Here is a 21,570-nt window from a genome sequence, read left to right on the forward strand (position 1 = left end):
TAAGGCGGAGCCTGGGTAAGGCACTACCTGTTGGCTAGCTACGGCTTGGGTAAATCCCCTGCAGTGCAATAATAAAACTCACTGCCGTATAAGGTTGCATCAGGCTGACAGGGGCTCCTGCGCCTGCGTTGCCACTGCTGCCTTTCAACTCGACAGTGGCATTACCGCTCATAGGCTTTAAAGTGGTGTTGGGTGTATTGCTGTAAGCATTGGTCGCATTAAATCCAGACATTATTTTGGCCGGCACCACAGTTTCACCCGGCGTACTGGCATTGGCAGCTTCACTGGATGCTTGCTGTGCTATGGTAACGGCTGCGGTTGCATGCAAATCAATGGCGTGGCTGTGTGGAGGCATCTGTGCTGGTGTTAGGCTCTGCTGCTCTTGGCCCCCGCTTTGGCCGACCTGAAAATGACTAAAACCAGGGCTTTGGCCGGCACTAATGGGCACGCGTCCTTGCAAGTTAGGAAGTTTGAATGTCGTGGTGCCATTACCACCATAAGAGGTGCCTAAAATTGAAAAAAGCGCGGTATTGCTACTGATAGCAAGCTCCTGGCCGGCACAAAAAGCCCAGCCTTCAGGGGCATAGTTACCAGCAAACATCCGTATTTCACCCAAATAGGCTTCAATCATGAATGACTCCTTAGTCGTGGTAAAACTCTGCAACACAATTTGGCAGGTTATAAAATTAGTCATAGACCAAGTGAAAAAAATAAACCTGATAAATCTCTGATAAATATTTTTTCAGCACAACAATGGGGGCTGCTGCTTGGTGGACCGTGTTATTGCTTCAAAGTTGGGCTTACTTCTGTTCTAATATTGCGCGATGATTCAATGGGTAGAAAACACAATGGCAAAAATAGGAATTTTTGGTGCCAACGGCCGGATGGGGCGTGCTTTGGTGCAGGTCTGTCATGAGCAGCAGTTGGATTTAGCTGCGGCTACAGTGCGGGCTGGATCCAGTTGGTTGGGACAGGATGCCGGTGAACTAGCCGGTTGTGGCCGCTTTGGTTTGCCGCTGGTGGCTACTTCTGCCGAAGCGGTGCAAAGTGCCGATGTTTGGGTAGACTTCACTATGCCGGAGCCGATGCTGGAGCATCTGTCCCTGGCCGTTGCAGCCAAAAAACCGATGGTGATTGGGGTTACCGGCCTGACTGATGGGCAATATCAGCGCGTGCAGCAGGCCAGCGCGCAGATCCCGGTTGTCTGGGCACCCAATATGAGTGTGGGGGTTAATTTATTGCTGCATCTGGTGCAAACCGCTGCCAAAGTGATGGGGCAAACGGCAGATATCGAAATCATTGAAGCACACCATCGTTTTAAAAAAGATGCGCCGTCCGGCACGGCCATGGCCATTGGTGCCAGCATTGCAAAAACGCTTGGGCGCGATCTCGCAGACTGCGCTGTCTATGGCCGGGAAGGCATGACTGGCGAAAGGGAGCACAACACCATAGGTTTTGCTACGGTTCGTGGTGGCGACATAATTGGCGATCATACTGCACTCTTTGCTGATTTAGGCGAAAGATTAGAAATAACTCACAAAGCAAGTAGCCGAACCACCTTCGCACAAGGTGCTATCAGGGCTGCCGTCTGGTTGCAAAATAAACAGCCTGGATTTTATTCCATGCAACAAGTGCTTGGATTGGCAGAGTTGAATTAAGTTTTTGCTGTTTAGTTACTAAAAAGCACTGAAAGTGATTGTTTTCCACAAACTTCAAAAAAGCATTAGACGTATCAGCCAAGTTGACATAAAATATCGAGAATTTGCCTGGGCGAATTGAGAGTCTCTCAATGTGGGGTAGGTATGCAGTTAATTAGCATATTTATTCTGTTTTGGGCTGCTAGTTGCTTTGGATTAAAAACGGGTGTTGAACGAACAGGTTTAAGCCCGTTTTTTGCTGTTTGGAGGTTATTTTGACGACGTCTGCCTTGCTGGTTTTAGAAGATGGCACTGTATTTCATGGTACGGCCATCGGTGCCGAAGGAGTTTCAGTCGGAGAGGTGGTATTCAATACCTCGATGACCGGGTATCAGGAGATCTTAACCGATCCCTCCTATGCTGAACAAATGGTCACTTTGACCAACCCGCACATTGGCAACACCGGCACCAATGATGAAGATGAAGAATCCAGCCGGATCTGGGCCAAAGGCCTGATTATTCGTGACCTCCCGCTGTTAGCCAGCAACTTCCGCAATCAGACATCACTCTCCGATTATTTAAAACAGCGTGGTATTCTAGGTATTGCCGATATCGATACCCGCAAGCTCACCCGTATTTTACGTGAAAAAGGTGCTTTAAATGGTTGCCTGATGGCGGGTGTTGAACTGGATACCGCGCAAGCCCTGGCTCAGGCAAAGGCCTTCCCTGGCCTTAAAGGCATGGACCTGGCCAAAGAAGTCACAGTCGCCGAGCCCTACAGTTGGACTGAAGGCAGTTGGCAACTGGGCAAAGGTTTTGTCAAACCGGAATCGACCCCCTTTCATGTAGTGGCTTACGATTACGGTGTAAAACGCAATATTTTGCGGATGTTGGTTGACCGAGGCTGTCGTTTGACGGTGGTGCCTGCGCAGACACCGGCCAGCGAGGTGCTGGCGCTGAATCCGGATGGCATTTTCTTATCGAATGGCCCTGGCGATCCAGCGCCTTGCGACTACGCCATTCACGCCATCAAAGCATTGCTGGCGACCGATCTGCCTATTTTTGGCATCTGTCTTGGTCACCAGTTGTTGGCATTAGCCAGTGGTGCTAAAACCACCAAAATGAAATTTGGTCACCATGGCGGTAACCACCCGGTACAAAACCTCGATAACAACAAAGTGATGATCACGGCGCAGAACCATGGATTTGCGGTGGAAGAGGACGGCATGCCAGCCAATTTACGGGCAACCCATAAATCCTTGTTTGATGGCAGCTTGCAAGGCATTCACCGCACTGACAAGCCAGCGTTCAGTTTTCAGGGGCACCCGGAAGCGAGCCCGGGGCCACACGATGCGGCCGAGTTGTTCGATCACTTTATCGATCTGATGCGTCAGCGTCAGCACTAATTTCAGGCTAGCGAGGAAAGACAGAGTAAATTATGCCAAAACGTACTGATTTAAAAAGCATTCTTATCCTTGGTGCCGGCCCTATTGTCATTGGCCAGGCCTGTGAATTTGACTACTCGGGTGCCCAGGCCTGTAAAGCCCTGCGCGAAGAAGGCTACCGGGTTATTCTGGTGAACTCCAACCCTGCCACCATCATGACGGATCCTGAGATGGCCGATGCCACCTACATCGAGCCGATTCACTGGCAGGTGGTGGAAAAAATCATTGAAAAAGAACGGCCTTGTGCGGTGTTACCCACCATGGGCGGGCAAACAGCACTAAACTGTGCGCTGGATTTGGAGCGTCATGGTGTTCTTGAAAAATACAAGGTCGAAATGATTGGGGCGACCGCCGATGCCATCGACAAAGCGGAAGACCGCAGCCGCTTTGACAAAGCGATGCGTGCCATTGGTCTGGAATGCCCGCGCGCTGGCATGGCGCACTCGATGGAAGAAGCTTATGCCGTGTTGGAAGACATTGGCTTCCCATGCATTATCCGCCCGTCCTTCACCATGGGTGGCTCTGGCGGTGGTATCGCATACAATCGTGAAGAGTTTGAAGAAATCTGTACCCGTGGTCTGGATTTGTCGCCCACCAAAGAACTGCTGATTGACGAGTCACTGATTGGTTGGAAAGAGTATGAAATGGAAGTGGTGCGCGATAAAAACGATAACTGCATCATTGTCTGCTCGATTGAAAACTTTGATCCTATGGGCGTGCATACCGGCGACTCTATTACCGTTGCCCCTGCACAAACCCTGACCGATAAAGAATACCAACTGATGCGCAATGCCTCCTTGGCTGTGTTACGTGAGATTGGTGTAGAAACCGGCGGCTCCAATGTGCAGTTTGGTATCAATCCGGAAGATGGCCGTATGGTCATTATTGAGATGAACCCGCGGGTTTCACGTTCCTCAGCTTTGGCTTCCAAAGCCACAGGTTTCCCTATCGCCAAAGTGGCTGCCAAACTGGCGGTTGGCTATACCCTGGATGAACTGGCCAATGAAATTACCGGTGGCATCACGCCGGCGTCATTTGAACCCAGCATTGATTACGTAGTGACCAAGGTACCGCGTTTTAATTTTGAAAAATTTGCTGGTGCCAATGATCGCTTAACTACCCAGATGAAATCGGTGGGTGAAGTAATGGCCATTGGCCGCAACCAGCAAGAGTCACTGCAAAAAGCCTTACGTGGCCTGGAAATTGGTGTCTCCGGGCTGGATCCAATCCAGGATCTAACGGCTGCCGATGCGAAAGAGCGCATTGTGCGTGAGCTGAAAGAACCAGGCGCACACCGCATCTGGTACATTGCTGATGCGTTTCGGATGGGCATGAGCCAGCAAGAAATTTTTGAGCTGACCAAGGTAGACCCCTGGTTCCTGGTACAAATTGAAGATTTGGTGCGCGAAGAGCAGGCAATCCACGATGCTGGTTTCTCCGGCCTCGATGAAGCCAGCCTGCGTCGATACAAGCGCAAAGGTTTTGCCGATAAGCGCATCGCCGAGCTGCTGGGTGTCAGTGAAAATGAAGTGCGCAAAAAGCGCCATGGTTATGGTTTGCACCCGGTCTACAAAAGGGTGGATACCTGTGCCGCTGAGTTTGCTTCGAACACAGCTTACATGTACAGCAGCTACGATGAAGAGTGTGAGGCTGCGCCATCTAATCGCGATAAGATCATGATTTTAGGTGGTGGCCCGAATCGGATTGGTCAGGGTATTGAGTTTGACTATTGCTGTGTGCATGCGGCCTTGGCACTGCGCGAAGACGGCTTCGAAACCATTATGGTGAACTGCAACCCGGAAACCGTGTCTACCGATTACGATACCTCTGATCGGTTGTATTTCGAGCCAATTACCCTGGAAGATGTGCTGGAAATTGTTGCCAAAGAACAACCGAAAGGGGTGATTGTGCAGTATGGCGGTCAAACGCCATTAAAGCTGGCGCGGGCACTGGAAGCTGCCGGCGTGCCTATTATCGGCACCTCGCCGGATGCGATTGACCGGGCGGAAGACCGCGAGCGCTTCCAGCAAGCGGTAGAGCGTCTTGGCCTGAAGCAACCGAAAAATGCCACAGTAACCAGCCTGGAAGAGGCGTTGCTGAAAGCCGGTGATATTGGTTTCCCTATGGTAGTGCGTCCTTCCTATGTACTGGGTGGCCGGGCGATGGAAATCGTCTATGATGAGACCGATTTAAAGCGTTACATGACTGACGCTGTCAGTGTCTCCAATGAAGCGCCGGTATTGCTGGATAACTTCCTTGATGATGCCATTGAAGTCGATATCGATGCCATCTGCGATGGTAAAGAGGTGGTGATTGGCGGCATTATGGAGCATATTGAACAGGCGGGCGTGCACTCCGGTGACTCGGCCTGCAGTTTACCTCCTCACAGTTTATCCGCGGACATTCAGGATGTGATGCGAGAGCAAGTGCGTAAATTGGCACTGGAGCTTGGCGTGGTTGGCTTGATGAATACTCAGTTTGCAGTAAAAGATGGCGAAGTTTATTTGATTGAAGTAAACCCGCGTGCTGCCAGGACTGTGCCTTTTGTTTCGAAAGCGACTGGGGTACAGGTAGCCATGGTTGGTGCTCGCTGCATGGCCGGCCGTAGCCTGGCTGATCAGGGTGTGACCACTGAAATAATCCCGCCTTACTTCTCTGTAAAAGAAGTGGTGATCCCGTTTAACAAATTCCCAGGCGTGGATCCTATTCTTGGTCCTGAAATGCGCTCCACCGGAGAAGTGATGGGGGTTGGCGATACTTTTGAAGAAGCTTTTGCCAAGGCCGAGCTGGGCTGTGGTACCTTGATCCCAACCGGAGGCCGTGCTTTACTTTCGGTCCGTAACAGCGATAAAGTGCGGGTGATTGAGCTAGCCAAACATATGTTGGCACTAGGTTTTGAGCTGGATGCTACCAAGGGCACTGCTGCCACATTACAACAGGCAGGCGTTGAGTGCAGGGTGGTCAACAAGGTGCTGGAAGGCCGGCCGCATATTCTGGATAGAATTAAAAACGGTGAGTACAGCTACATTGTCAATACTACCGAAGGCCGCCAGGCGATTGAAGACTCCAGAGTATTGCGTCGTGGAGCCTTGCAGCATAAAGCCAATTACACAACCACATTAAATGCTGCTTTTGCAACGTGTAAAGCCAGTGCTGCCAGTGCCTTTGAGCGGGTAGCTTCGGTGCAGGAGCTGCATAAGAGAGTAAACGGATGAAAATACCAATGACGGTTCAGGGCGCAGAAATGCTGCGTACTGAACTGAATGAACTGAAATCGGTGAAACGGCCGCAGATTATTCAAGCCATTGCCGATGCGCGTGAACATGGCGATTTGAAAGAGAATGCTGAATACCATGCGGCCCGTGAAGCCCAAAGTTTCTGTGAAGGGCGTATCCAAGATATCGAAGGCAAGCTTGGCAATGCTCAGATTATTGATGTCAGTAGCATGCCAAACAATGGCAAGGTAATTTTTGGTGCCACCGTCACGATCTTAAACCTCGATACCGAGGAAGAAGTGAGCTATCGCATTGTAGGTGATGATGAAGCCGATATTAAAAAGAATCTTATCTCGGTCAATTCACCCATCGCCCGTGGCCTGATTGGCAAAGAACAGGACGATGTGGTCACCATCAACACACCTAAAGGCATGGTTGAGTTTGAAATTACCGATGTGCAGTACCTTTAATTGATCCTGCACAACTGAAAAGCGGCTTCGGCCGCTTTTTTTTGCACTTTGGTCGCACGACGGCACAGGGTCAGACCTGATAGTGACCGCGTATCTATTACAGTAGTTGCATTACCAAGTGATGAGGTTGTTTGATGCATTCAGGAAAAATCAAGTTTGAGCTGGTCAGAGAGAGCAATACCCTCTGGTTAACGGCCTGGGATACCTGGACTACTCGGACGGTCGAGGATTACATCAAGCAGTTGCGGGAGATGGTGGGCACTTTTGATGGGGCCCCATGGGCCATGATATTGGATGGTACCCGCTGGCAGGCTTGTCCGGCTAATGTTTTTGCAACCTTGCAAGACAACTCAAGCTGGTGCTTTCAACATCAGTTGAAGTTTGGGGTGGTGCTATTACCAGAGCATCCGTTGTTTCGCTGGCAATTTACCAAGGCCACCGATGTCCCCAAGCCTGCGGATTATCAGCGAGCTATTGTTGCTGACAAAGCGGAAGCCCGCGTTATCCTGACGCGAGCTGGTTTTCTTGAACAGGAAGAGTCTCAGGCTTTGGGCAGCTGAATTTTTGGCTCCTTTGCTGGTCGAAACAACACCAGAGTTTTGCCAATCACCTGAACTTTTTCTGCCTTGGTCTCACGGATAATGGCATCCATCACCAGTACTTTCTGCTCACGATCTTCGCCAGGAACTTTCACCTTCAGCAATTCGTGATGCTCTAATGCCTGGTCGATTTCTGCCAGCACACCCTCTGTCAAACCATTGCTGCCAAGCAGTACAACAGGCTTGAGGTCGTGTGCTTTGGATTTTAAAAATTGTTTTTGCTTATTGCTTAGTGCCATCTTGATACGATTTCCACAATTTAATCTTGAATTCATGCTATTGTACCGCCATCTAAAGGTCATAGCCATTTCAGAGTAGTAAGATGACGCGAAAAAAGCGCTCAGCCAGCTCAACCCGCTGGTTGAAAGAGCATTTTGATGATCATTTTGTGCAAAAAGCGCAGAAGCAGGGCTTACGTTCCCGGGCCGCTTTTAAACTGGAAGAAATCCAGCAGCAAGACAGACTGATCAAACCCGGTATGACAGTGGTAGACTTAGGCTCCGCACCAGGCAGCTGGTCACAAATGGCAGCAAAATTAGTGCAGGGTTCGGGCCGGGTGATAGCTTGTGATATACTTCCGATGGATCCGTTACCTGGCGTATCATTTTTACAGGGTGACTTCCGTGAGGATGCTGTTCTACAAGCATTACTGAGCCGAATCGAAGGTCGTAACGTAGATGTGGTATTATCGGATATGGCACCCAATATGAGTGGCAATCTGGCAACCGATCAGGCAAGGGCAATTTACCTGGTCGAACTGGCGCTCGATATGTGTCATCAGGTATTGAAGCAAAATGGTAGTTTTGTGGTCAAAGTATTTCATGGTGAAGGTTTTGAAGACTATTTGAAAGCGGTCCGACAAGCATTTACCACAGTAAAATCACGAAAGCCGGATTCCTCGCGCTCCCGCTCCCGTGAAGCCTACATAGTGGCAACAGGTTTCAAGTCGCAGTAGTGGCCTGATTTAATTTAACGGCAAGAAAGAGGTTACAACCTTGAGTGATATGGCTAAAAATCTTATCGTCTGGCTGGTGATCGCCGTCGTCTTGATGTCGATTTTCAATAGCTTTGGTCCTGGAGATAGTACCGAGCGTATGACCAGTTACGATCAGTTCCTAAAGCAGGTTGAGCAACGGCAAGTTCGTGAAGTTAAGATTGAGCGCTCTGGCGTTATCAGCGGTGTGAATCGCAATGGTGATCGTTTTGATACGGTGATCCCTGGCGGTTATGACAGCAAACTGATAGACGATCTTTACAAACACGACGTCCGCATTGTTGGCACTCCACCGGAAGAAGGCAGTTTACTCGGCACCATTTTTATTTCCTGGTTCCCAATGCTGTTGTTAATTGGCGTCTGGATATTCTTTATGCGCCAAATGCAAGGTGGTGGCGGTAAGGGTGCGATGTCTTTTGGTAAGAGCAAAGCCAAGTTGATGGGCGAAGATCAGATCAAAACCACCTTCAAGGATGTGGCTGGTTGTGATGAAGCCAAAGAAGAAGTGACTGAGCTGGTGGATTACCTGCGCGATCCGTCCCGTTTCCAGAAGCTGGGTGGTAAAATCCCGACTGGTATTCTGATGGTGGGCCCGCCAGGAACTGGTAAAACCTTACTGGCTAAGGCGATTGCTGGTGAAGCCAAGGTTCCATTTTTCACCATTTCTGGTTCTGACTTTGTTGAAATGTTCGTTGGTGTTGGTGCTTCCCGTGTGCGGGATATGTTTGAACAGGCCAAGAAGGCAGCGCCTTGCATTATTTTCATCGATGAAATTGATGCCGTCGGCCGTCAACGTGGTGCCGGCTTAGGCGGTGGTCATGATGAGCGTGAGCAGACCTTAAACCAGATGCTGGTTGAAATGGATGGCTTTGATGGCAATGAAGGCATTATTGTGATTGCTGCCACCAACCGTCCAGATGTGTTGGACCCAGCCTTACTGCGTCCAGGCCGTTTTGATCGTCAGGTCGTTGTCGGCTTACCAGATGTAAAAGGGCGTGAGCAAATTCTGAAAGTGCATATGCGCAAAGTACCTCTGGGCGAAGATGTCGATGCTTCGGTCATTGCCCGTGGAACTCCTGGCTTCTCTGGTGCTGATCTGGCGAACCTGGTGAATGAAGCTGCTTTATTTGCTGCTCGTGGTAACCGCCGTACGGTATCGATGGACGAGTTTGAAAAAGCCAAAGACAAAATCATGATGGGTGCAGAGCGTCGCTCCATGGTGATGACCGAAAAAGACAAAGAAATGACAGCTTACCATGAAGCTGGCCATGCCATTGTCGGTCGTCTGGTACCAGAGCATGATCCGGTGTACAAGGTCAGTATTATTCCGCGAGGCCGTGCGCTGGGTGTCACTATGTACTTACCGGAGCGTGATCGGGTCAGCTACAGCAAACAGCAGTTGGAAAGCATGATCAGCTCCCTGTTTGGTGGGCGTATCGCCGAAGATGTGATTTACGGCTCTGAAATGGTGACCACAGGCGCATCGAACGACATCGAACGTGCCACTGATCTGGCGCGGAAAATGGTCACGCAATGGGGCTTCTCAGAGAAGCTGGGACCTTTGCTGTATGCTGATGAAGATGGGGAGGTTTTCCTAGGCCGCTCTGTTAGCAAGAACAAGCATATGTCTGAAGAAACGGTAAAAACCATTGATGCTGAAATTCGCAGCTTCATCGATCGCAATTATGAGCGTGCATTGAATCTGATCAAAGACAATATGGATATTCTGCATTCGATGAAAGATGCGCTCATGAAGTACGAAACCATTGATGCCCGTCAGATTGATGATTTGATGGAGCGTCGGCCAGTACGTGACCCGGAAAACTGGGAGCCACGAGATAAAGGCGGTAAAGGCAGCTCCAGCGATGACTCAGATGCGGAAGAGGCAGTTGGCCCGAGCGCTGAACCATCTGAGGGTAAGCTGCACTGATAGTTCAATGATTGAAAAAACCCGGCTTGCCGGGTTTTTTTCTGGCTGATTAACCTGAGACTTTGCCATGCAATTAATTTTACCCCGTCAGCGTAAGCTCGATTTATCGCATCCCAAAGTGATGGGTATTTTAAATGTCACCCCAGATTCTTTTTCCGATGGTGGCCATTTTGAACGGCTGGATAACGCGCTGTACCAAGCCGAGCAAATGCTGCAACAAGGGGCCGTGATTCTGGATATTGGTGGTGAATCCACCCGGCCAGGCTCGGAGCCCGTGTCGTTGCAACTGGAGCTGGATCGAGTGCTGCCAGTTATTGAGGGGATCCGCAGCCGTTTTGATTGTGTGATATCCATTGATACCAGCAAAGCTAGCGTCATGTCAGCTGCGGTTCAGGCTGGTGCCGATATGATTAATGATGTTTATGCGCTACGGGGTGATGGTGCCTTAGCGGCAGCGGCGGCAACTGGAGTACCGGTTTGCTTGATGCATATGTTGGGACAACCGAAAACGATGCAGCAGCAGCCTGCCTACCAGGATGTGACAGCTGATGTACTGGATTTCATGCAACAGCGGATAGCAAGCTGCGTAGCGGCTGGCATAGCACGTCAGCAACTGCTGCTGGACCCTGGCTTTGGTTTTGGTAAAACACTGGCACAAAATTATCAATTGCTGCAACAACTGGAGCAATGGCAGGCATTGCAATTGCCTGTATTGGTGGGGATGTCACGCAAGTCCATGATTGGTCATTTGTTGGATCAACCAGTAGCTGAGCGATTGGCAGGTAGTCTGGCCTGTGCCACAATAGCCGCCATGAAAGGAGCCCAGATAATCCGGGTGCATGACGTCAAAGCAACCGTGGACGCATTGGCTGTGGTCAATGCCACCCTGCATGGAGTAGAACAATGAGCAGAAAATATTTTGGTACCGATGGTGTTCGCGGCAAAGTCGGTGATTTCCCTATCACCCCGGAATTTGCAATGAAGCTTGGTTGGGCCGCTGGCCGAGTGCTATCGAAAAGCGGTACCCGCAAAGTATTAATCGGTAAAGATACCCGTATTTCCGGTTATCTGTTGGAAACGGCACTGGAGGCAGGTTTGGTAGCTGCCGGTATTGATGTTCGCTTGCTTGGTCCAATGCCAACTCCTGCTGTAGCTTATTTAACCCGAACCTTCCGGGCCGAAGCTGGCATAGTGATCAGCGCGTCACACAACCCCTATTATGACAATGGCATTAAGTTTTTCTCTGCCGATGGTACCAAATTACCGGATGAGGTAGAACTGGCCATTGAAAATGAGCTTGAGCAACCGATGGTGTGTGTGTCGTCTGAACAGCTTGGTAAAGCTGTGCGGGTGGATGACGCCGCTGGCCGCTATATCGAATTTTGCAAGAGTCATCTGCCCAACCATATGTCGTTGAAAGGTTTTCGTTTGGTGCTCGATTGCGCGCATGGCGCCACCTACCATATCGCACCCAATGTCTTTCGGGAGCTGGGGGCGGAGGTCACTGTCATTGGTGCCAGCCCGGATGGTTTGAACATCAACGCAGATTGTGGGGCAACTCATACTTTGCCGTTGCAGGAAAAGGTGGTTGAGCTAAAGGCTGATCTGGGTATCGCTTACGATGGTGATGGGGATCGGGTTATGATGGTGGATCAGCATGGTCGTGTGATTGATGGCGATGAGATTGTGTACATTATTGCCCGTGCCGCCCAACGCCAGAATCGTCTGCATGGGGGGGTGGTCGGCACCCTGATGAGCAATATGGGCCTTGAACTGGCCTTGGCAGAGTTGGATATTCCATTCTTACGCAGCAAGGTCGGCGACCGTTATGTGATGGAGTTGCTGCGCGAGCACGATTGGCGTATTGGCGGAGAGAATTCTGGCCATGTGTTGAATCTCGATCATACCTGTACCGGAGATGGCATTATTGCGTCCTTGCAGGTGCTGACAGCCATGATCCAGGAGCGGCAGAGCTTAGCTGAGATCAGTCAGGGCATGACAAAACTGCCCCAAGTCCTGGTTAATGTGAAGTTTGAAAAGGGGACTGCCCCGTTGGAAAAACAAAACGTTAAGCAAGCTATCCTCGATGTAGAGGCTAAGCTTGGCAGCAAAGGCCGGGTGCTGATTCGTAAGTCTGGTACTGAGCCTTTAATCCGGGTGATGGTGGAGGGGGAAGTGTTAACCGAGGTTGAACTCTATGCCCGAACCATCGCCGATGCAGTAAAAATAGCCAGTTAAAGCGGCAAATTCGACAGGAAACTTGAGATAGCAGCGGGCATTGGGTACTATCAGCCCGCAGCAATTACAAGGAACAGGCATGACACACCGTAAGCCACTGGTCGCCGCCAATTGGAAAATGAATGGCAGTCAAGCTCTGCTAGCAGAGATTACCGCGCTATTGGCATCCACCAACTGGTCCAAAATAGATGTATTGCTCTGTCCTCCAGCGACTTTATTGCCAGGGCTAGCTGCTACTGGGCAGTGTCTGATCGGAGCCCAAAATATTAGCCAGTTTTCATCCGGCGCTTATACCGGAGAGCTGAGTGCTTCCCTGCTTATGGAGGCCGGTGCCCAATACGTATTGATAGGCCACTCCGAGCGCCGTACGCTATTTGGTGAAAGTGATGAGCTGCTGGCTGCTAAGATGCAAGCTGCCATTGGCCATGGTTTAACTCCAGTGTTTTGTATTGGTGAAAACCTGCAGCAGCGTCAGCAAGAAAAAACCGAGCAAGTGCTTGCGAAACAACTGGCTGCAGTGTATGCTTCGCATCCCGAATTCATCGCCAAATCGGTGATTGCTTATGAGCCGGTTTGGGCTATAGGTACGGGCGAGGCAGCAAGCCCAGAGCAGGCGCAGCAGGCACATGCCAGTATCCGTCAGCAGCTAGCGACTTATGATGCCAAAGCGGCAGCAGCTGTCCGCATTTTGTATGGTGGCAGCGTTAACGGTAAAAATGCTGCAGAGCTGTTTGCTCAGCAAGACATTGATGGCGGTTTGGTCGGTGGTGCCAGCCTGAATGCTGAAGAATTTTTCCAGATTTGCCAAAGCGCAAAAGGTTAACGAATATGTTTGAAGTCTTTATGGTGTTGTATTTGTTGGTGGCATTGTCGTTGATCGGCTTGATCCTGATCCAACATGGCAAAGGCGCTGATATGGGCGCAGCCTTTGGTGCAGGCGCTTCTTCTACGGTGTTTGGTTCTGCTGGTAAAGGCAATTTCCTAACCAAAATGACTACTATTTTAGCTGTTGTTTTCTTCGTTCTCAGTATTGTGTTGGGTCGTTATACCGCAGGCCAAAGCAGTCAGGTTGATGCATGGCAAGACCTGTCCATTCCTATGAGCGATTCTGCACCACAGCGTCCTGCTGAAAGCGACATTCCAGTAGGAAATTAATACAAGTTTTTCTGCCGAGGTGGTGAAATTGGTAGACACGCTATCTTGAGGGGGTAGTGTCTTCGGACGTGCGGGTTCAAGTCCCGCTCTCGGCACCAAACAACATCAGCAAGCGCTGGCTTAAATAGGCGAAGCTCTTGCGATACTAACCTCACAGCGATATAATAGCTGCCAATTACGGACGCGGGATGGAGCAGCCTGGTAGCTCGTCGGGCTCATAACCCGAAGGTCGTCGGTTCAAATCCGGCTCCCGCAACCAAATTTCGTCAATTTAAAATTTGTACTAATTTTAAATTTGACCAATTCACAGTCACCGAACTGTGGAGCGATCGTCAGTAGTGATGCTCGCCACGATTAATTCAGCATTGATTTTGGCGATAAATCAGTGCTTACGGATAGTAAATTCGCCCCGCTTGTTCGGGGCGTTTTTATATCTGCAAACTGAGTTTGTGGAATGGGCGTTTCGCCCATTTTTTATTTAACACCTGTAGCTGGCATGGAGACGATTCCGGCCAGTGGCTCTGGAGGTTTTCTTGGCGAAGCAGGAACAGCAGTTAATGGAGTTGCTTGCACCCACAGTGTCGGCAGCTGGTTTTGAATTGCTTGGTATAGAAGTGTTGCGTGCAGGCAAGCATTCCACCGTGCGCTTGTACATTGATCATCCAGACGGGGTAACCGTCGAGCATTGTGCCAACATCAGTCGTGAAGTGGGTGCTATTTTGGATGTTGAAGATCCTATTTCGCATGAATACATGCTGGAAGTATCGTCGCCAGGATTGGATCGGCCTTTATTCACGCCTGCGCACTTTGCGAAGGCCGTTGGCGGTAAGGTTGAGGTGAAACTTGCGATCCCGCAGGATGGGCGTCGTAAGTTTAAAGGTCAATTGCTGGCGATTGAGCAGGATATGTTGGTAATGGAAATCGATGGCAAGCAGTTTCGTTTGCTGATGGATAATATTGAAAAAGCAAATATTGTACCTGTGTTCTGATTGCAGACAGGTCCAACAGAGGCAGCAAAAAAATGGCAAAAGAAATTTTATTGGTTGTTGATGCGGTTTCAAATGAAAAGTCCGTGCCTAGAGAGAAAATTTTCGAAGCGCTGGAATACGCACTGGCCGCCGCCACTAAAAAGAAAAATGAAGGCGATATTGAAGTTCGGGTTAGCATCGATCGTAAAACCGGCTCTTTTGACACCTTCCGCCGCTGGGAAGTGGTGCCGGATGATCAACCGATTGAACATCCTTATCGGGAAATTACTTTATCGGCAGCACAGTATGAGCAGCCGGAACTTAACGTAGGCGACTACGTGGAAGAGCAAATTGAGTCCATCGTATTCGACCGTATCACCACCCAGATGGCTAAACAGGTCATTGTACAAAAAGTACGGGAAGCAGAACGTTCTCAGGTGGTAGAAGCGTATGTGGATCAGGTGGGTGAGTTGGTAACCGGTGTGGTGAAAAAAGCCAACCGCGACAACATCATCGTCGACCTTGGTAACAACGCCGAAGCGATTCTGACCCGTGAGCACATGTTGCCACGTGAAACTTACCGTACCGGCGATCGTTTACGCGCTTTGTTATTTGAAGTAAAGCCGGAGGCCCGTGGCGCTCAGCTGTTCTTAAGCCGTACCCGCCCGGAAATGCTGATCGAATTGTTCCGTATTGAAGTGCCGGAAATCGGTGAAGAAATGATTGAACTGCGTGGTGCAGCCCGCGATCCGGGTTCACGCGCTAAAATCGCAGTAAAAACCAATGACCGTCGTATCGATCCGGTCGGTGCCTGTGTTGGTATGCGTGGTTCACGCGTGCAGGCGGTTTCCGGTGAGCTGGGCGGTGAGCGGGTGGATATTGTGTTGTACGACGATAACGATGCCCAGTTTGTCATCAATGCGATGGCACCTGCTGAAGTTGCCTCCATCGTAGTAGATGAAGAAGCGCATTCCATGGATATCGCGGTCGAGGAAGGCAACCTTGCGATGGCCATTGGCCGCAATGGTCAGAATATCCGTCTTGCCAGCCAGTTAACTGGTTGGGAATTGAACGTGATGACGGTTGCTGACATGCAGAAGAAGCATCAGGAAGAAGCCAGTAAAGTTATGGATCTTTTCACCAGCACGCTGGAGCTTGATGAAGATTTTGCCTCTGTGCTGGTAGACGAAGGTTTCTCCACCTTGGAAGAAATTGCCTATGTTCCGGTCTCTGAGTTGTTGTCCATTGATGGTTTTGATGAAGAGATTGTAGAAGAACTACGTAATCGCGCTAAAGCCTATCTGACGACTCAGGCGCTTGCCTCAGAAGAGTCGCTGGAAGGTGCTAAGCCATCCGAGCAACTGTTAGCACTGGAAGGATTGGATACCCATACCGCCTATGTGCTGGCCAGCAAAGGTGTGGCGACATTGGATGATTTGGCCGAGCAGGGCGTTGATGACCTGCTGGATTTAGCCGAAATGAGTGAAGATCAGGCTGCGGCGCTGATCATGGCTGCCAGAAATATTGTCTGGTTCAGCGAAGAAAATTAATGGATCAACGGAGGTAACAACCTATATGGCAGATGTCACCATAGAAAAGCTCGCCACAGATGTAAACACAACTGTTGATCGCTTAGTGCAACAATTTGCAGACGCCGGTATCAGTAAAACTGCTGGAGCCATGGTCACTGAAGATGAAAAACGTACCCTGCTGCAACATTTAAGCCGGCAGCATGGTGCGGAGGCTGCAACGCCATCCAAGCTGACGTTAAAACGCAAAGAGAAAAGCACCCTGAGTATTCCTGGCGGTGCTGGCCGCAATCGTGAAGTGACGGTGGAAGTGCGTAAGCAAAAGACGTACATCAAAAAGCCGATGCTGGATGAGGCCACTTTAAAAGCACAGGAAGAGGCACGACTGGCTGAAGAAAAGGCCAAGGCCGACGCCGAACGTGCCGAGCGTGAGCGTCAGGAAGCAGAGCGTAAGGCTAAAGCTGAAGCGGAGCGTCGGGCGAAGGAAGAAGCTGAGCGTAAAGCTGCTGAAGCCAAGCGTCGTGAAGAGCAGAAAAAAGACGATCCTGAAGAAGCAGCCCGTCGTGCTGCCCGTGAAGAAGCACGGAAAGAAGCTGAGCGCTTGAAGCAACAGCAAGAAGCGGAGGCTCTGCGTAAGCTGGAAGAAGAAGCGCGCAAACAGGCAGAAGAAGCCAAGCGTTTGGCGGAAGAAAATCGTGAGCGTTGGGAGCAGGAAGAAAAAGCCAAAGGTACTGAAGATGGCGATTATCACCTGACCAGCAACGAATTTGCCAAACAAGCTGAAGACGAAGTCGATGCACGCGAAGAGCGGGCTGGCCGTCGTGGTGCTGCTGCGAAAAAAGTAGCACCGGCCAAAGGCAAAAAGAAAGATGATCGGAATGATCGTGAAGCCTTCAACCGTGCCAACAAACACAGCAAGAAAAAGAAAACCCCGTCCAGCATGCAGCACGGCTTTAACAAGCCAGCTCAGCCGGTTGAGCGTGAGGTCCGTATTGGTGAAACCATTACTGTGGCTGAACTCGCTGCTAAAATGGCGGTAAAAGCGACGGAAGTGATCAAGGCGATGATGAAAATGGGCGCTATGGCGACCATCAATCAGGTGATCGATCAGGAAACTGCGGCCATTGTCTGTGAGGAAATGGGCCATAAGTTCGTGCTGACCAAAGAGAACGAGCTGGAAGAAGCGGTAATGTCCGAGCGTGGCGAGACCGGTGAGCTGGAGCCACGTGCACCGGTAGTGACCGTGATGGGCCACGTTGACCACGGTAAAACCTCGTTACTGGATTACATCCGTAAAGCCAAAGTCGCCGATGGCGAAGCCGGTGGTATTACCCAGCATATCGGTGCTTACCATGTGGATACTGATCGCGGTATGGTGACTTTCCTGGATACCCCAGGTCACGCTGCCTTTACCTCGATGCGGGCTCGTGGTGCCAAAGCAACCGATATCGTTATTCTGGTCGTGGCTGCCGACGATGGCGTCATGCCGCAAACCAAAGAAGCGATCCAGCATGCCAAGGCAGCTGGGGTGCCTTTGATTGTTGCCATCAACAAAATGGATAAGCCAGAAGCCGATCCGGATCGGGTGCGCAACGAATTGTCGCAGTACGATGTTATCTCGGAAGAGTGGGGCGGTGATACCCAGTTCGTGCCAGTGTCTGCCAAAGCAGGTACAGGTATCGACCAGTTGCTGGATGCGGTGCTTGATTTGGCTGAAATTCAGGAACTGACCGCCGTTCGCGCGGGTCTGGCGCGTGGTGTGGTGATTGAATCACGCCTGGATAAAGGTCGTGGTCCGGTCGCTTCTATTCTGGTGCAGGAAGGCACGCTGAATCAGGGCGACGTGGTACTTTGTGGTTTCGAGTACGGTAAAGTTCGCGCTATGCGTGATGAGAATGGCCGTAACGTCAGCGAAGCTGGCCCGTCCATTCCGGTCGAAATCCTTGGCTTGTCGGGTGTACCGCAGGCCGGTGATGAAGTCACCGTGGTGAAAGACGAGCGTAAAGCCCGTGAAGTCGCACTGTACCGTCAGGGCAAGTTCCGCGATGTGAAACTGGCGCGTCAGCAAAAAGCCAAGCTGGAAAATATGTTTGCCAACATGGCGGAAGGCGATGTGTCTGAACTGAACATCGTACTGAAGGCCGATGTACAGGGCTCGGTGGAAGCCATCACCGAATCACTCAGCAAGCTGTCGACCGATGAAGTGAAAATCAAAATCATCGGCAGTGGCGTGGGTGGTATTACTGAGACCGACGTTAGCCTGGCAGCTGCCTCGCAAGCCATTATTATCGGCTTTAACGTGCGTGCGGATGCGTCAGCCCGCCGTATCGTTGAAGATGAAGGTCTGGATCTGCGTTACTACGGCATCATTTATGAGCTGCTGGATGAAGTGAAGCAGGCGATGACTGGTATGCTGGCCCCTGAGTTCAAACAGCAAATCATTGGTTTGGCACAGGTACGTGATGTGTTCCGTTCACCGAAGTTCGGCGCTATTGCCGGCTGTATCGTCAGTGAAGGCGTGATCAAACGCAATGCCCCTATCCGGGTACTGCGTGATAACGTGGTGATCTACGAAGGTGAGCTGGAGTCACTGCGCCGCTTTAAAGACGACGTCAACGAAGTTCGTAATGGCTTCGAGTGTGGTATCGGTGTGAAAAACTACAACGATGTCCGCGAAGGCGATCAAATCGAAGTCTTTGAGGTGGTTCAGGTCGAACGTACGCTGTAATCCGACCGCTTAATCAGACACCATCAGGGGCTGTGCTTTCTGGTGGTGTTTGTTTTTTTAAAGGAAAAAAAGATGGCACACAAAGAGTTTTCCCGTGTCGACCGGCTGTCGCAGCAGCTGCAAAAAGAGCTGGCTGTGATCCTGCAGCGCGAAATTAAAGATCCCCGTTTGCATCATATGATTACGGTGTCGCAGGTGGATGTGTCGCGCGATTTATCCTACGCCAAAATTTACGTCACTTTTCTTGGCCTGGAGCAGGACAAGGTTAAAGACAACCTGAAGATCTTAAACGATGCCAAGGGCTTTATTCGCAGCCTGATAGGCAAGCGGATCCAAACCCGCATTGTGCCTCAGGTGCAGTTTTACTACGACAGCACGCTGGATGAAGGTATTCGTCTGACCGCGCTGGTCGAGTCTGCCCGTCGCGCCGATGAAGCCAAGCGTCCAGCCGATGATACCGCAGAGCATGACACTGATAACACGACCGAGTCCGACAAGCAGGATTAAATGACACAGCAACACAAACGCCGTGCCGTTGACGGCATTCTGCTTTTAGACAAGCCGCTGGAATTTACCAGCAATGGTATTTTGCAAAAGGTGCGCTGGCTGTATCAGGCGCAAAAAGCCGGCCATACCGGCGCACTGGACCCTTTAGCCAGTGGCTTACTACCCATTTGTTTTGGCGAAGCCACCAAGTTTAGTCAGTTTTTGCTGGATACCGATAAAACCTATCTGGTCAGCGCCCGCTTTGGCATCCGTACCGATACCAGCGATGCAGCCGGTGAGGTGGTTAGTACCCGGCCGGTGGCGTTTAACCAGCCGCAGCTGGAGCTGGCGATGCAGGCCTTTCGGGGCGATATCCTGCAGGTGCCGACCATGTTTTCGGCGCTAAAATACCAGGGCCAGCCGCTGTACAAGTACGCCCGTCAGGGCATCACGGTACCGCGTGAAGCCAGGCCCATCAGCATCTTTCGTTTTGAGTTGTTGGCCCTGCGCCAAAGCAGCGAGCAAACTGACGCCGATTTTATAGTGCATTGCAGCAAAGGCACCTACATTCGCACCCTGATTGATGATTTGGGCGAAGCCTTAGGCTGCGGCGCTTATGTCAGTGCCTTGCACCGTACCCAGGTCGGGCCTTTTCAGGCCGAAGCCATGCAGCCACTGCCCAAGCTGGAAGCCCTGGCAGCGCCGTGCCATCAAAGCCGGGACTTTTCGACGTTGGATCAGCTGCTGCTGCCACTCGATGCGGCCTTGCATGGCCTGGAAGCCTTAACGCTAAGCGCCGAGCAGCAGCGCCGTATTGCCCACGGCCAAAGCTTTGGCTGCGAGCTGCCGGATGCCGAAGCCGTGCGTTTGTACAGTGCCAAGCAGCAATTTCTTGGGATTGGTAAACGGGAGCAGGGCGAGCTGAAACCGCGGCGTTTGCTAAGTACCAACAAGCAATAAAGCTTGTAAAGCCGTACCGGCATGGTACAATGCGCCCGCTTTTTATTGTTGGCTGAATGAGTGATCGGCGGCAATACATTCATTAACTCACTCAGAATTGGAGTACACCATGGCTTTAACTGCTGCTGAAAAAGCAAAAATCGTTGCGGATTACGCACAAAAAGAAGGTGACACAGGTTCACCAGAAGTACAGGTTGCTTTGCTGACTGCAAACATCAACCACCTGCAAGGTCACTTTGCTGATCACAAGCACGATTTCCACTCACGCCGCGGTCTGCTGCGTATGGTTAGCCAGCGTCGTAAATTGCTGGACTACCTGAAAGGTAAAGATCAAAGCCGTTACGCTGATTTGATCAAGCGTCTTGGCCTGCGTCGTTAATTCAACGCAGAGGAAAAGGGCTGAATTTCAGCCCTTTTTTTATGCCTGAAAATCAACACTCACACAGCTTACCCACCATTCCTGCCACTGATTACACCGCGCAGTTGCTTTGAACGCTAAATTGCATACCAACCCCCAGCTTACTACAATGTATTACATTGTTGTGTGAGGGTGATGAGTATGGGCGTGACAACAGTTCGATTGCAGGCCGATGTAGAGCAGCAACTGGAAGCGATAGCGGACAAGCTGCAGCGCAGCAAGGGCTGGGTGATCAACCAGGCTCTGTCGGAATACATTGAAAAGCAGCAACGGGAGCAACAGCGCTGGCAACAAACCCTGGATGCGATGGAATCGGTTGCTCAGGGCAAAGTGGTGGATGCCAGTGAAGTGCACCGCTGGTTAAGCAGTTGGGGCACGGATAATGAGCTGGATGCGCCGGGCAAGTGAGACTTGTTTATTCTGCTGAGGCGATTGACGATTTAAAACGCTTGCGGGCCTTTATTGCCGCACATAACCCAACAGCAGCTCATCGCATAGCCGCCGAGTTGGTGGCTAAAATAGAACTCCTGCCCACGGCCCCCAAAATGGGCATTCCGGTGCAAAGCGCACCAGTCCCCGCAGACATCCGCGATATGATTTTTGGCAAGTACATAGTGCGTTATTCGCTGCATGCAAGCACGATCATCGTGCTAAGGGTATGGCATGGGCTTGAAAACGACCGCTAAGCCTGCCGCCGATTATGTCAATCCGATGAAACCTTGGCCCACTGCTTCTTTTTCCCGCGCTGAACGCGTATACTAGCCAGGAATGAAATGAAAACAGATAGAATGCGCCATG

General features: G+C 50.8%; 21 protein-coding genes and 2 tRNA genes. 21 read left to right on the forward strand and 2 right to left on the reverse strand.

Annotation, left to right across the window (positions count from 1 at the left end):
- Positions 1 to 34: 34 nt before the first annotated feature.
- Positions 35 to 631 (reverse strand): tail fiber protein, encoded by a 597-nt coding sequence (locus tag ABC502_RS05760; protein ID WP_345915194.1) that lies wholly within the window; start codon positions 629 to 631, stop codon positions 35 to 37.
- A 217-nt stretch (positions 632 to 848) separates the two neighbouring features.
- On the opposite strand from ABC502_RS05760, the gene dapB reads away from it, so the two are divergent.
- From dapB to ABC502_RS05785, 5 genes are all read left to right on the forward strand, one after another.
- The gene (gene dapB / locus ABC502_RS05765; protein ID WP_345915195.1) at positions 849 to 1,658 is read left to right on the forward strand and encodes a 4-hydroxy-tetrahydrodipicolinate reductase; all 810 of its coding nucleotides are present in this window, start codon (positions 849 to 851) and stop codon (positions 1,656 to 1,658) included.
- A 254-nt stretch (positions 1,659 to 1,912) separates the two neighbouring features.
- Entirely contained in the window at positions 1,913 to 3,043 is a 1,131-nt protein-coding gene (gene carA, locus ABC502_RS05770; RefSeq protein WP_345915196.1) for a glutamine-hydrolyzing carbamoyl-phosphate synthase small subunit, read from the forward strand.
- 32 nt (positions 3,044 to 3,075) lie between these two features.
- Positions 3,076 to 6,297 (forward strand): carbamoyl-phosphate synthase large subunit, encoded by a 3,222-nt coding sequence (gene carB / locus ABC502_RS05775; RefSeq protein WP_345915197.1) that lies wholly within the window; start codon positions 3,076 to 3,078, stop codon positions 6,295 to 6,297.
- Positions 6,294 to 6,767: a transcription elongation factor GreA gene (gene greA, locus ABC502_RS05780; RefSeq protein WP_330086100.1), complete on the forward strand. Its 474-nt coding sequence runs from the start codon at positions 6,294 to 6,296 to the stop codon at positions 6,765 to 6,767. Before carB ends, greA begins: the two co-directional genes overlap by 4 nt.
- A 134-nt stretch (positions 6,768 to 6,901) precedes the next feature.
- Positions 6,902 to 7,327: a hypothetical protein gene (locus ABC502_RS05785; protein ID WP_345915198.1), complete on the forward strand. Its 426-nt coding sequence runs from the start codon at positions 6,902 to 6,904 to the stop codon at positions 7,325 to 7,327.
- Here the strand turns inward: ABC502_RS05785 and yhbY are convergent.
- Complete coding sequence (yhbY, locus tag ABC502_RS05790; protein WP_330086102.1) at positions 7,309 to 7,605, reverse strand: ribosome assembly RNA-binding protein YhbY; 297 nt, start codon at positions 7,603 to 7,605, stop codon at positions 7,309 to 7,311. The genes ABC502_RS05785 and yhbY overlap by 19 nt on opposite strands.
- Positions 7,606 to 7,688: 83 nt before the next feature.
- On the opposite strand from yhbY, the gene rlmE reads away from it, so the two are divergent.
- From rlmE to ABC502_RS05870, 16 genes are all read left to right on the forward strand, one after another.
- Entirely contained in the window at positions 7,689 to 8,321 is a 633-nt protein-coding gene (rlmE, locus tag ABC502_RS05795; protein ID WP_330086103.1) for a 23S rRNA (uridine(2552)-2'-O)-methyltransferase RlmE, read from the forward strand.
- 40 nt (positions 8,322 to 8,361) lie between these two features.
- On the forward strand, positions 8,362 to 10,290 hold the full coding sequence (ftsH, locus tag ABC502_RS05800) for an ATP-dependent zinc metalloprotease FtsH (RefSeq protein ID WP_330086104.1): 1,929 nt from the start codon (positions 8,362 to 8,364) through the stop codon (positions 10,288 to 10,290).
- Positions 10,291 to 10,357: 67 nt separating this feature from the next.
- Complete coding sequence (gene folP, locus ABC502_RS05805; protein WP_330086105.1) at positions 10,358 to 11,197, forward strand: dihydropteroate synthase; 840 nt, start codon at positions 10,358 to 10,360, stop codon at positions 11,195 to 11,197.
- Positions 11,194 to 12,528: a phosphoglucosamine mutase gene (gene glmM / locus ABC502_RS05810; RefSeq protein ID WP_345915199.1), complete on the forward strand. Its 1,335-nt coding sequence runs from the start codon at positions 11,194 to 11,196 to the stop codon at positions 12,526 to 12,528. The genes folP and glmM overlap by 4 nt, the downstream gene beginning before the upstream one ends.
- 79 nt (positions 12,529 to 12,607) lie before the next feature.
- Positions 12,608 to 13,351: a triose-phosphate isomerase gene (tpiA, locus tag ABC502_RS05815; protein ID WP_345915200.1), complete on the forward strand. Its 744-nt coding sequence runs from the start codon at positions 12,608 to 12,610 to the stop codon at positions 13,349 to 13,351.
- Between the two features lie 5 nt (positions 13,352 to 13,356).
- Entirely contained in the window at positions 13,357 to 13,683 is a 327-nt protein-coding gene (gene secG, locus ABC502_RS05820) for a preprotein translocase subunit SecG (protein ID WP_330086108.1), read from the forward strand.
- 13 nt (positions 13,684 to 13,696) lie between these two features.
- A tRNA-Leu gene (locus ABC502_RS05825) sits at positions 13,697 to 13,781 on the forward strand.
- Positions 13,782 to 13,865: 84 nt separating this feature from the next.
- Positions 13,866 to 13,942: transfer RNA gene (locus ABC502_RS05830), tRNA-Met, on the forward strand.
- 274 nt (positions 13,943 to 14,216) lie between these two features.
- On the forward strand, positions 14,217 to 14,672 hold the full coding sequence (gene rimP / locus ABC502_RS05835; protein WP_330086109.1) for a ribosome maturation factor RimP: 456 nt from the start codon (positions 14,217 to 14,219) through the stop codon (positions 14,670 to 14,672).
- Positions 14,673 to 14,704: 32 nt separating this feature from the next.
- On the forward strand, positions 14,705 to 16,201 hold the full coding sequence (nusA, locus tag ABC502_RS05840; protein WP_330086110.1) for a transcription termination factor NusA: 1,497 nt from the start codon (positions 14,705 to 14,707) through the stop codon (positions 16,199 to 16,201).
- Positions 16,202 to 16,226: 25 nt separating this feature from the next.
- Complete coding sequence (gene infB, locus ABC502_RS05845) at positions 16,227 to 18,908, forward strand: translation initiation factor IF-2 (protein ID WP_345915201.1); 2,682 nt, start codon at positions 16,227 to 16,229, stop codon at positions 18,906 to 18,908.
- Between the two features lie 72 nt (positions 18,909 to 18,980).
- Complete coding sequence (gene rbfA, locus ABC502_RS05850) at positions 18,981 to 19,415, forward strand: 30S ribosome-binding factor RbfA (protein ID WP_345915202.1); 435 nt, start codon at positions 18,981 to 18,983, stop codon at positions 19,413 to 19,415.
- Entirely contained in the window at positions 19,416 to 20,354 is a 939-nt protein-coding gene (gene truB, locus ABC502_RS05855) for a tRNA pseudouridine(55) synthase TruB (RefSeq protein WP_345915203.1), read from the forward strand. It abuts the gene before it with no gap.
- A 109-nt stretch (positions 20,355 to 20,463) separates the two neighbouring features.
- Complete coding sequence (rpsO, locus tag ABC502_RS05860; protein ID WP_228589725.1) at positions 20,464 to 20,733, forward strand: 30S ribosomal protein S15; 270 nt, start codon at positions 20,464 to 20,466, stop codon at positions 20,731 to 20,733.
- 180 nt (positions 20,734 to 20,913) lie between these two features.
- Entirely contained in the window at positions 20,914 to 21,180 is a 267-nt protein-coding gene (locus ABC502_RS05865) for a ribbon-helix-helix protein, CopG family (protein ID WP_345915204.1), read from the forward strand.
- On the forward strand, positions 21,177 to 21,458 hold the full coding sequence (locus tag ABC502_RS05870; RefSeq protein WP_345915205.1) for a type II toxin-antitoxin system RelE/ParE family toxin: 282 nt from the start codon (positions 21,177 to 21,179) through the stop codon (positions 21,456 to 21,458). Before ABC502_RS05865 ends, ABC502_RS05870 begins: the two co-directional genes overlap by 4 nt.
- The last annotated feature ends 112 nt before the right edge of the window (positions 21,459 to 21,570 follow it).

Origin of the sequence: Alkalimonas sp. NCh-2, from assembly GCF_039631345.1 — a bacterium.
In the GTDB taxonomy this organism is placed as follows: domain Bacteria; phylum Pseudomonadota; class Gammaproteobacteria; order Enterobacterales; family Alteromonadaceae; genus Alkalimonas; species Alkalimonas mucilaginosa.